This window comes from Haladaptatus sp. AB643 (assembly GCF_024136975.1).
Classification (GTDB): domain Archaea; phylum Halobacteriota; class Halobacteria; order Halobacteriales; family Haladaptataceae; genus Haladaptatus.
Genome location: NZ_JAMYJW010000001.1, coordinates 156,572 through 168,400 on the forward strand (window position 1 = coordinate 156,572; position 11,829 = coordinate 168,400).

Consider the following 11,829-nt stretch of genomic DNA (forward strand, 5'->3'; position numbering starts at 1 on the left):
TTCACGAATGAGCATAAACGCGAATACCTACTTAACAGTTCTCATAGTATCTGGGCATCTATACGCAATTATGCATATGTCAAGTTCCAATTCGGGTTTGAGAGGGAAAAATTAACACAACGGTGATTATTGGTGCTCGTTACCGACGAACTCACTCGAACGACGCGAGCGCCCCGACCGGCGCGTCCGTGCGCTTCTGTGCCCGTTCGATGCCCTCCGTCCCGGCGGCGATGAGCGCGAAGACGCCGCCGACGTCGGCGTCGGCATCCTCGGCGATGTCCAAGAGCAGTTCCTGCGTCTCGCCGGAGCGAATGAGGTCGTCCACGACGAGGACGGTTTCTCCGGGGGCGATGGCCGAGGAGGGGAGATAGTACGTGAGTTCGATACCGGAGGCGAGTCGCTGGCGCGCCTCGATGAACTCCTCGACGGCGGTCTCCTTCGACTTCTTCGCGTAGGCACAGCGGGCACCGAAGTAACTCGCCATCGCTGCGGCGAGGGTGATGCCGTCCGTCGCGGCCGTGAGTACCACGTCGGGCAGGTCGAAATCGAACGTTTCGACGGCGACGGGTGCCACGAGGTCGAGGAACGACTGGTCGAAGACGACCCCGGAGTTGTCTACGTAGCCTTCGGGGTCGAGTCGGGTTCGTGCCTGTAGCTCTTCGGCGAGTTGCTCACGCCCGACGCCTTCCACGACCGCTTCCGCACGGTCGGGACTGGGCAGGACGTGGCCGTTCACGTAGCGATTCAGATCACCCGCCGGAAGTTCCGTGACTTCCGCGAGTTCGTCGTAGGTTCGGGTCTCCTTGAGCATTCGGAGGACTGAGACGGCCTGTAGTTGGAGATTGGCCTTCTCTGCTCGGTTCATACCCATCTAGTCATCATCGTGCAACCTTGAACACTTCGATGATAGTTTGCCGCCGTTTAGGCACACCTATGTTGGTTCGGCTGCTATCGGGTCAGTCGAGGAAATCCGGCCGAAGCCGCTTTTCGCCGTACTCGCCGTCCAGATGATTCCGGAACTCGGCGAGTTCGACCCCTCCTCGCTGTCGTTCTTCCCTGTCGCGTACCGAGAGCGTCCCCGATTCGGCCTCGTCGCTCCCGACGATGACCATGTAGGGGACCCGGTCGTCGTGGCCCGCCCGAATCTTCTTTCCGAGCGTCCAGTCCCGCTCGTCGACTTCGACGCGGTACGCGCCGAGTTCGTCCGCGATTTCCGCCGCATACTCCGCTTCATCGTCCGTGATGGGAAGGATTCGAACCTGCTCGGGTGCCAGCCAGAGCGGGAACTTCCCGGCGACGTGCTCGATGAACACGCCCATGAATCGCTCCATCGACCCGAGGAGCGCGCGGTGGACCATCACCGGCCGGTGTTCCTCGTTGTCCTCGCCGACGTAACTGATGCCGAGCGTTCGGGTTGCACGAAGTCCAACTGCACCGTTCCTATCGTCCACTCGCGACCGATGGCGTCCTCAACGTTGATGGCGATTTTCGGCCCGTAGAACGCTCCTTCGCCCTCCGCAACCTCGTAATCGAGTCCCTCGTCCTCCAACGCGTTTCGAAGCGCCTCGTGTGCTCGCTCCCATAACTCGTCGTCGCCGATTGCGTCGTCGGGTTTCGTCTCCAGTTCGAGGTGAGCGTCCAAGCCGAACACCTCGTACATCCCGTCGATGACCGACAGCGTGCGGGCGATCTCCTCCCGAATCTGGTCCTTGCGAATGAACGCGTGGCCGTCGTCCTGCGTGAATCCCCGAACGCGCAACATCCCCGAGAGTTCTCCCGATTGTTCGTTCCGATAGCACATGCCGAACTCCGAGAAGCGAAGCGGCAGGTCACGATACGAGCGTCGCTGTTCCCCGTAGATGTACGCGTGATTTGCGCAGTTCATCGGCTTGAGCCCGTACTCGTGGCCGTTTTGCTCCCACGCGAACATCTCCCCTTCTTCCTTGAAATGGTCGTAGTGCCCCGACTTCTTCCACAGTTCGGCGTGGTTGAGTTCCGGCGTCTTCACCTCGTCGTAGCCCAACTCGTCGTTCTTCTCGCGGACGTATTCCTCCAGTTCGCGGCGAATCGCCATCCCGTTCGGGTGGAAGTTGACACACCCCGGCGAGTGGTCGGGCACCGAGAAGAGGTCCATCTCGCGCCCGATCTTCCGATGATCGCGCTTTTCGGCTTCCTCCCGACGTTCGAGGAACGCTTCGAGATCGGCCTCGCGCTCGAAGGCCGTGCCGTAAATCCGCGTGAGCATCGCCTCATCCTCGTCGCCGCGCCAGTAGGCACCCGCGATTTCGAGCAACGAGAGCGCGCCGACCGCTCCCGTCGATTCGACGTGCGGCCCGGCACAGAGGTCCTCGAACTCTCCTTGTCGATAGAACGTGACCGTCTCTCCGTCCGCGACGATGTCGTCGAGCAGTTCGAGTTTGTACGGTTGGTCGGCGAGTCGCTCCCGCGCCTCCTCGGGTGCCACCTCCTCGCGCTCGATGTCGTACTCCGCCGCGACGATGTCCCTCATTTCGCTCTCGATGGCCGCGAGGTCGGACTGCTCGATGTCGAGGCCGTCGAAGTCGTAGTAAAACCCGTCGTCCGTCGGCGGGCCGATGGCGAGCTTTGCGTCCGGAAACTGTCGGAGGACCGCTTGTGCGAGGACGTGCGCGGCGGAGTGTCGCAGCACCCGAACGTAGTCGTCACTCCCCGGCGTGACGATTCGCAGGTCGGCGTTCGACTCGATTCGATATTCGGGGGCGACGAGGTCGCCGTCGACGATTCCGGCGACGCAGTCCTCGCCGAGTCCCGGCCCGATGTCGTCGGCGACGTCCCCGACCGATGGTTCGTTCTCGAATTCGCGTTTCGATCCGTCCGGAAGCGATACGATTACCGATCTCTGTGATTGTTGGCTCATGGTTGTGACTCGTGATTTCGAAAGAGCGCTGGCCCGCTTCGACCGACCGGAAGCGCGTTCGGAGACGCGCGGCTCTCGGCTTCGAAGACGGGCGGGAAAACGACGATGGTGGTGACTAGATTAGCGGGTACAAACCCGGCGTGTAAAGCAGTCACCTAGCATCGTGTTGCTCGACTGATCGTAGTCGCGCCACGGTATTTAATCCTTGTGCGGGCCGCAACCACTCGCGCTTTCGACGGCGAACCCGAACGCTTTCCCCGATTTGTGTCCATCATTCGCGTATGACCAGTATCGACGAAAAGCGGGTGTACAGCGACCAAGAGGGGACGACGACGGTGTACGTCGGGACCGAACTGGGCGTCGCCCGCGTAGAGGTCTCCGGTGACATCATCGGAGAGTTTTCGTTGGCACACCGCTGTGTCTCCCGGGATACGGCGGCGACCGATGGCGCTCTCGCGGTAGCGACGGACGAAGACGTGCTCGATACGGAGTTCTCACCGCTCGACTTCGGACCCGCCGTCGCGGTCGGATTCGACGGTGACGACCTCCTCGCGGCGGGCGACGACGGCCGACTCGCACGGTACGACGGCGAGTGGAACGAGTTGGCGACGCTGGACGACGTGCGAGCCATCGACGGAAATCTGGTCGCCACCGCCGACGGCGTCTATCGGGTTTCGTCCGACAGTGTTCAACACGTCGGCCTGACGGACGTGCGGGACGTCTCGGCAGCGGGCGGACCACTCGCCGCGACCGCCGACGGGTTGTACCGACTCGGCAACGGCTGGATGGACGTTTTCGATGGTTCGTTTCGGGTCGTGAGTGCGACGGCGGAGGATGCTTACGCCGCCACCGCCGAAAAAGTCGTTTCACGCGACGGCGACGAGTGGCAGGAGGTTTCCCTCCCGGTTTCGGACCCCGTCGCGGCTATCGGGTTCGGTGACGGCGTGTACGCAGCGACCGATTCCGGAACGTTTCTGGTACGTTCCGGTGATGGATGGCGAAATCGCCATCTCGGACTGACCGGCGTCACGTCCCTCTCGGTTCGGTAGTCTCAATTCGATAGTCTCGATTCGATTCGCCCGGCTACTCCTCATCCAGCGCGTACAACCCTCGGTGGACGCGCCGGACGAGACCGAGTCGGGTGATGTCCCGAAGTCGGTTTTTCACGCACTCTTGAGTGACGTCGAGTTCCTGTGCGAGGTATGCGGGTGTCGCACGGCCCCTCGAAAGCAAATTCAAAATCCCTCGCTCGGTCGGCCTGAACTGGTCGTCTTCGAACGGAACGTCCACGAAAACCGTTTCGGTGGTTCGGTATCTCCCGTCGTTTGCCGGTTCTTCGAGTGTTAATTCGTACAGGCCACGATACGGTTTTTGCACGATATCGACCTCGCGGAATCCATCGAGAAGCGACCGGGCCGTCCCCGATTCGATCGCTAGTTCACTGGCGACGTAGGCGGGTGTACAACGACCCTCCCCGAGGAGGTTCAACACCCCTTTCTCCGCCGGTGTCAACTCGTCCTCGTCGAGTGGAAGCGACGTTCCGATGTTCAACCGGGTTACCGAAACCATCGAACGATACTACTACCCTCCTGCATAAATAATATATTATATTAGCATATCAAATATTTCGTCATAGATGTAAGTTTTCATGTGTTGGTGTCCGTTTCTCACCGTATCTCCTCCGGCCTCCCGATTCGAGGCACTGCCATGTCTCCTCGGCGACGAGTGAAAATCGGTTTAACCTGGCATATCCAGTGTGCTCGTATGATACTCAGTGGGTCTGCCTCGCAATCTTTGGCGGCCACACTCGCCGATGAGCTGAACGAACCGCTCGGATTCGTGGAGTACCAGTCGTTCCCGGACGGGGAACTGCTCGCAAGCGCACCGGACTTCGAAGCCCACCGTGCCATCGTCGTCGCTTCCACCGTCTCCAGCGACGCACATCTCGAACTCCTGCAACTACAGGACGCCGCCCGTGAATGGGGTGCCGAGGAAGTCGTCACCGTCCTCCCATACATGGGCTACGGGCGACAGGACAAGGCGTTCGACCACGGGCAACCGATTTCCGCCCGAGCAGTCGCCCGTGCCATCAGCAGCGGAACCGACCGCGTGTTCACTGTTAACCCTCACGAGGAATCTGTCTGCGACTTCTTCGACGTTCCCGCCGAATCCATCGACGCCGCGGGTCGCCTCGCGGACCCGCTACCCGACGACTTGACCGACCCCGTCTTTCTCTCCCCCGACGAGGGCGCACTCGACATCGCCGAAACGGTCCGCAACGCGTACGGCGACGGCGTCACCGATTACTTCGAGAAAAAACGCCTCTCCGGAACCGAGGTCGAAATGACGCCCAGCGACACCGACGTGACCGGCCGTGACGTGGTCATCACGGACGACATCATCGCCACCGGTTCGACCATGAGCGAGGCCGTCTCGCTCCTCCACGGGCGTGACGTCGGCCGGGTCTTCGTCACCTGCGTTCACCCCATGCTCGCCGGGAACGCCCGCCTCAAACTCGCAAACGCGGGCGTCGAGGCCGTCTACGGTACGGACACCATCGAACGAGCCGTGAGTCAGGTGTCCGTCGCCCCCGACATTGCGAACGTATTGTAACACCCCATCTTGGTTGCGCCGGACGCTTTGGCAGAGCGAAGGCGATTACAGCAGTTCTCTCACTTTCTCCGCGGTGAGTTCGTCGCTCCAGTAGATGTCGCCGTTGATTTCGACCGGTGCATTCTCTTCCATGAAAAAGTCTTCTAGTTCTCCTTTTGAGAGGTCAAACGTCGCTACTTCTCCGGTAGGTAAGTAGTGCCGAGGAGTATTTTCAACAGCTGTTCCTACAATTATTCCTCGCTGGTAATCCCCTGCTGGATATATCTCCAATTTGACTTCGAACATTCCTCCATCAGAAGATGAAATATGAGTCACATATGAGGTCATACCAGGAGTTTGGCACAATGTTGAATATGCATCACCAAGCACGATGTAGCGATACCCTAACAAGTGAATCCGGTGAATCAGAGATAGTGCCGTCTGAAATTGGAATCCTGAACTAAGTAATCGAACAAGCAACCGACCGATCTCCGTCGCAGTGGCGTTGCTAACTTTAGATAGAGTGACAATACCTGCTGTCGAACCACGTTTGAGGAGGGCCATTCCCTGCTCGTATGAGTTACACGCATTCAGTAGAAACATCCTGACATTCACTTCTGAGAGGTTTTGAACATCGAGATACCCATCTTCGCAGTGAATTCCTTTATCCGATATGTGGCCGATGTAGTGGAAGAAGTCGGTTTGTGTGGAGAGTTGTTCCATCAATTCAGCTTTTGTCGTCCGATGATGGACTGTGACGTTGAACTGCGGAAGGTCCCATAGTTCGTAATCATCAACAACATTACTCTCGTCTTGCATCATCGGATCGTTACATACTATTGTTACATTTATGGTCGCTGTCGATGAACCCTCGTTGGTACGACTTCTCGTCGAGTATGAATGAAGCCCATCGTAGGTCAGTTTGCTCCATCGAAGTGGATATCCGGGGCCAACCCACGCACGTTGTCGCGTGTTCGACTTACCTTCCATCTCGAATATCTTGGCCGAAGGATTCGATTTGGTACTAGCTTTAGCAGAATTTTTCGAGAATCCTTCCCGGTAAAATTCATGGACCAATTCCGGTGTTTCTTCCTTCCTTTCGGATGGCGGTTGTGCCGTTCGAACGAATGCGAGTTTGTTCGCGAGGAAGGGGAGTATTTCGACGTTTTCGACGGTTGGAACCATATCGACAGCGAGATGCCATGAGGAGATCACTGGTTCAAACGTATCGAACGGGATGCCGAGATATGCTCGAAGGCGTTCTTCCAGTGACGTATCGAAAAGAACGTCCAAATCGATATCTAACCGTGGTTCGATTACTTCTCGTTCATAAAGTTCAACTGAATAAAATCCATCTGTTCGGACCAGGCAGTCCAAAAAGAATACTTGTCGAAGGATTCGCTCGATTGTTTCTTCGTAGCTATTGCCCGTCCCCAATTCGTACTCGAAATCCTTTGCGATGAGTCGTGGACTTCTTCCAGAAACGACTGACGAATTGAGATAATAGGCGAGTGACGTTGCCGGGTAGAGGTACTCTCGTTCCGGTGGAAGGACGAGCGTCGTTTCTGTCTCTCCAGAAGTCACCGAGGATGAAACGTGGAATTCGTTACCGCGTTCGATGAGTGGTGGATGTCCACGGAGTGTCGGATACGACCGTTCCGAACTTGTTGTCTTCAACACCGATCCGAACAGTGACATCGCTCGCATGATATCGTTGGTATCGTCCGTGACCGTGATCGTTCCTGGGGGTTTCCGTACTTTCGAGCGTACTCCGATGATAATACTTCGTTCTTGACCGAACGACAACTCCGAATCCGACCCTTTTCGTTCGAACGATATCGGTCCAGACAACGAGAGGTAGATCTTCATCGGCTTTCCTGATAGTTCGACCACATAGCTGTCTCTCGGCAATATCTCACCACACTGATTGTTGCTACTATCAAAACGAATCGTCCCATCGAGATCTCGAATGACAACCCCTCTATTTGCGTGCATCTCGATTGAACTCGTCTGAACCTCGACCGCTCTCTCGACCGGAAAATCCAGACCGTCGGCATCCACTTCCGTCGGAGAAACAGGCTTCGGTGTGCGAAGCACGAACCGTGATTTATCGAGTGGATCGATAAGTTCGAGTCCGTGACCATCGGAAAGGGTTTCGATTATCATGATTTAGGAAAAAACTCCGTATCTTCGTTATCGAGTGAAAATCTATTCTCGTTCCTCTGTAATAACTTTCTCTACTTCATCGACGGTTCCGTTTCGGACAAAATCAGTTGTCGAGTGGCGAACCAGATTCTCGTAATCGGCTCCTACACTTCCGCTTCGGCCAGCGGCGCGATTGCAATCCACCTTTTGCTGCACTCCCTCGCATCCGCTCGGTCGCTGGTAAAATCTGGACCAAAAGCGCGTCGTGCTCCCTGACGGTCGCACTCGCGCCCGCGAACGCTCTGCGTTCGCGGTCGGTTTCCTACGCTTCCGCTTCGGCCAGCGGCGCAATGGCGATTTCCATCTCGACGCCTTCGACGTCCCACGTCTTTCGATGGCCGTCCTCGACCGTGCCGACGCTCTCGGCGCGAACCTCGTCCTTCACGAGGTCCATGTGGCGCTCGACCAACTCGGCCACGCGGTCGTCGCGCACGTCGAGTTCGAGGGTGATCGCTTCCTCGATGTCCAGATCGAGTTCCTTTCGCATCTCCTGCACGCGGCGGATGACTTCACGGGCGTAGCCCTCGCTCTCGATGTCCTCCGTGAGCGCGGTATCGACGTAGACGACGCCGAGTTCCGTGCCCTCGACGTCGAACGACGCGCCGGACACGTCGTCGGGCGTCTTCGTGACGAACTCGACCATCTCGTCGTCCAGTTCCACGTCTTCGCCCAGCGCGTCCTCCACGGCGGATTCGAGCGCGGAGAGGTCGGGTTCCGTGACGCGCGCCTCGTTGAGCGCGTTCATGACCTGTCCGGCGTCGCCGCCGAAGGCGGGACCGAGCACGCTCATGTCGGCCTGTGCGCTGTAGGCGAGTTCGCCCCACCCCTCGTCGGGCGAGACCAACTCGACTTCGCGGGCGTTCAGGCGGTCGGCGAGCAGGTCGCCGTGGTTCTCGACGGCGTGGACGACCGACTCGTCCCGCGCGTCCACGACGATTCGTGAGACGGGCCAGCGGAGTTTCCGTTCGGCCTGCTGACGGGCGTTCGCGCCCGCTTCCTCGACGGCGCGGAGGACGGCCACGTCCTCCTCCAACTGCTCGTCCTGCCAGAACTCGTCCACCTCGGGCCAGTCGAGCATGTGGACGCTCTCTTCGCCCTCGTCGTCGGTGAGGTTCTGATAGATGTCCTCGCTGATGAACGGGGCGAACGGGGCGAGCAGGGCGACCAGTTCCTTCAGGACGTGGTAGAACGTCGCGTAGGCGGCCTGCTTGCTCGCGCTGTCGGCCTCGTCCCACATGCGCTCGCGGACGACCTGGATGTAGAACCGCGAGACGTCCTCGACCACGAAGTCCAGCAGCGTGCGGAGCGCTTGGTCCTGTCGGAAGTCGTCCCAGTCCTCGGTCATCTCCGCTGTGACGGTCTGTAACCGGGACAGAAGCCACTCGTCCACGAGTTCCGTTTCGGCGTCCTGCACGTCGACCTCGCTCGGGTCGAAGTCGTCCAGTCGCATGTACGGCAGCGGGAACCGGAACACGTTCCAGAGGATGTTCAGGCTCCGTTGCATGTTCTGCATCTCGTCCCACGAGAAGCGCATGTCCTCGCCCTGCGGGTTCTGCGAGAGCAGGAACAGGCGCATCGGGTCCGCGCCGTGGCGCTCGATTGCCTCCTCGGGGGAAACGATGTTCCCGATGGATTTGGACATCTTGCGACCGTCCTCGGCGAGCGCCCAGCCATGCATCAGCACCTCGTCGTACGGCACTTCGTCCAGTGCGGCGGTGCCCATGCCGAGTTGCGACCAGAACCAGCCACGCGTCTGGTCGTGTGCTTCCATGATGAGGTCGGCGGGCCACAGTTCCTCGAAGTCGTCCGGGTTACTCGGGTAGTCGAGCGTGCCCCACGACGCCACGGAGGAGTCGAGCCACACGTCGAACACGTCCGGAACGCGGGTGTACGTCGTTCCGTCCTTCGTGATGGTCAGGTCGTCCACCGTCGGGCGGTGCAGGTCAACGTCTTCGGTGTCCACGTCTTGGTCCACTGCCTCGGCGAGTTCCTCGCGGGTGCCGACGACGACCACGTCGTTCATGTTCCCGTCCCATCCTTCCGGCGTCCAGATCGGTATCGGCACGCCCCAGTAGCGCTGGCGCGAGACGTTCCAGTCCGGCGAGTTCTCCACGAAGTTGCGGAAGCGCTCGTCGCGGGCCTCCTGCGGATGCCACTCGCTGTCGTCGATGTTGTCGAGCAGTTCCTCCTTGATGTCCGTCACCGTGATGAACCACTGGTCGGTGACGATCTGTAGGATTCCCGTATCACACCGCCAGCAGTGACCGTAGCTGTGGTGGACCGTGCCGGACGCGAGCAGGTGGCCGCTCGCTTCGAGGTCGGCCATGATATCCTCGTCGGCGTCCTTGACGAACTGCCCCTCGTACTTGCCCGCTTCCGGGCCGTACGTGCCGTCGCCGCCGACGGGACAGAAGATGTCGAGGCCGAGTTCCTGGCCCCGGTTGAAGTCCTCCTCACCGTGGCCGGGTGCGGAGTGGACGAGTCCGGTACCGTCCCCGTCCACTTCGACGTAGTCGGCTTCGTACACTCGAAGCGTCCCTTCGCCGCTCGGGTGGTTCGGAACCTCGTCGTCGAGCGGGTGGTCGTACTCCCAGCCGACCAGTTCGTCGCCGGTCAGTTCGTCAACGACCTCGTAGTCGTCGTAGCGACCTTCCTTCAGGACTTCCTCGACTTTCGGCGCGCCGACGTACAGCGTCTCGGTCTCGCCGTCCTTCGTCGCTCGAACTTCGGCGTACTCCCCGTCGGCATCGACGGCGACGAACGTGTTCGCCGGGACGGTCCACGGCGTCGTCGTCCACGCGACGAGGCTTCCTTCCTGATCCGAGAGAGGAAATTTCACGTAGATGGACGGGTCGTCCACGTCCTCGTACTCGACTTCGTTGTTGGCGATGGCCGTCTCACAGCGCGGACACTGGCTGATGGAGCGCATTCCCTGCTCCACGAGGCCGCGTTCGTGAGCGCGCTGGAAGCCCCACCACGCGGCTTCCATGTACTCGGGACTCAGCGTCTTGTACGGGTTGTCCCAGTCCATCCAGACGCCGAAGGACTTGAAGTCCTCGTCCATCGCGTCGAGTTGGTCGTTGGCGAACTCCTTGCACTCCTCGATGAAGTTCTCCATTCCGAACTCCTCGATGTCCTTCTTGTTCTCGAAGCCCAGTCGCTCCTCGACTTTCGTCTCGATAGGCAGGCCGTGCATGTCGTAGCCCGGCCGGTCGGTGACGTCGTAGCCCTGCATCCGTTTGTAGCGGATGTAGGTGTCCTTCAGCGACTTGTTCCACGTCGTCCCCATGTGCGCCGCGCCGGAGGTGTACGGCGGACCGTCGACGAAGAAAAATCGCTCCGCGCCCTCCCGCGCCTGCTTCGTCTTCTCGTAGGCGTTCACATCGTCCCAGTACTCGAACACCCGGTCCTCCACCGAGTGCGGTTCGTACTGGTCGTCTACTTCGGCGAACCTGCTCATGTGCGATGTGAGTCCTTCCGGCAATAAAGTGGGTTCGGTTATGCAGTCGAGCCAGTACGACCCGTCCGGAGGGGATTTCGAGCAGGTGCCATACAGCGGCGTCCTCTCCATCGTGAATCGGCACAGAAAATACTTGTACTCCAACTCGAATCTATAGTCATGCTTCTCTTCGAAATCGTCTATCTCACTGCCGTCCCTCTCCTACTGATAATTCTCTTCGGATTGGTGTCGTTCTTCTACTGGCTACGACGGGATGCGACCGCACGCGGCAGTTCATCCCCGCTTTATTGGGCAATTTTGGGATCGATAGTCTGGCCTGTCGCCCTCTACTATCTCCTCGTCGTTCGCCCGTCCAACGAGCGACGATATCCGCCGACGCGACGGCAGGGTCTCGCGGGTATCTTCACCATCAGCTATATCGGCGCGATGGTTCTCGGGGTTGTACTCGCACCGCCTGACCCGTTCACGCAGGTTCTCTACACGCCTGTCTACATCGTGATTCTCCTTCTGATCACGTATCTCCTCGTTTACCGACGCCGATACGGACGGCTTCCCGACATCGCATGAGGCGGCCAACCGTCGAGTAACGGATTTCGAAACCTTCCACTCTACGGTACAGCGTTTCAATACTAGCGACTCTGCTTATCCCTCTTCACGTCGGAACCCGTAGTCAGGC

The 11,829-nt window shown here is 59.2% G+C and carries 7 protein-coding genes and 1 pseudogene; 3 read left to right on the top strand and 5 right to left on the bottom strand.

Annotated features, from left to right (window positions below):
- Window positions 1–151: 151 nt before the first annotated feature.
- Complete coding sequence (locus tag NKF25_RS00830) at window positions 152–865, bottom strand: phosphoribosyltransferase family protein (protein WP_253224853.1); 714 nt, start codon at window positions 863–865, stop codon at window positions 152–154.
- Window positions 866–956: 91 nt separating this feature from the next.
- Window positions 957–2,896, bottom strand: a pseudogene (gene thrS / locus NKF25_RS00835) (threonine--tRNA ligase).
- A 281-nt stretch (window positions 2,897–3,177) separates the two neighbouring features.
- Between thrS and NKF25_RS00840 the strand changes: the two are divergent.
- Window positions 3,178–3,945, top strand: coding sequence for a hypothetical protein (locus NKF25_RS00840; protein WP_253224854.1), 768 nt, complete (start codon window positions 3,178–3,180; stop codon window positions 3,943–3,945).
- Between the two features lie 34 nt (window positions 3,946–3,979).
- On the opposite strand, the gene NKF25_RS00845 is transcribed toward NKF25_RS00840, so the two are convergent.
- Window positions 3,980–4,465 carry a helix-turn-helix domain-containing protein gene (locus tag NKF25_RS00845; protein ID WP_253224855.1) on the bottom strand — a complete coding sequence of 162 codons (486 nt, stop codon included), beginning with the start codon at window positions 4,463–4,465 and terminating at the stop codon, window positions 3,980–3,982.
- A 195-nt stretch (window positions 4,466–4,660) separates the two neighbouring features.
- Between NKF25_RS00845 and NKF25_RS00850 the strand changes: the two genes are divergently transcribed.
- Window positions 4,661–5,509: a ribose-phosphate diphosphokinase gene (locus NKF25_RS00850; RefSeq protein WP_253224856.1), complete on the top strand. Its 849-nt coding sequence runs from the start codon at window positions 4,661–4,663 to the stop codon at window positions 5,507–5,509.
- A 45-nt stretch (window positions 5,510–5,554) separates the two neighbouring features.
- On the opposite strand, the gene NKF25_RS00855 is transcribed toward NKF25_RS00850, so the two are convergent.
- Both NKF25_RS00855 and ileS read right to left on the bottom strand, forming a co-directional pair.
- Window positions 5,555–7,654: a hypothetical protein gene (locus tag NKF25_RS00855; RefSeq protein ID WP_066139989.1), complete on the bottom strand. Its 2,100-nt coding sequence runs from the start codon at window positions 7,652–7,654 to the stop codon at window positions 5,555–5,557.
- 301 nt (window positions 7,655–7,955) lie between these two features.
- On the bottom strand, window positions 7,956–11,153 hold the full coding sequence (ileS, locus tag NKF25_RS00860) for an isoleucine--tRNA ligase (RefSeq protein WP_253224857.1): 3,198 nt from the start codon (window positions 11,151–11,153) through the stop codon (window positions 7,956–7,958).
- 159 nt (window positions 11,154–11,312) lie between these two features.
- Here ileS and NKF25_RS00865 point away from each other — a divergent pair, with 159 nt between their 5' ends.
- Window positions 11,313–11,720, top strand: coding sequence for a hypothetical protein (locus NKF25_RS00865; RefSeq protein ID WP_253224858.1), 408 nt, complete (start codon window positions 11,313–11,315; stop codon window positions 11,718–11,720).
- The last annotated feature ends 109 nt before the right edge of the window (window positions 11,721–11,829 follow it).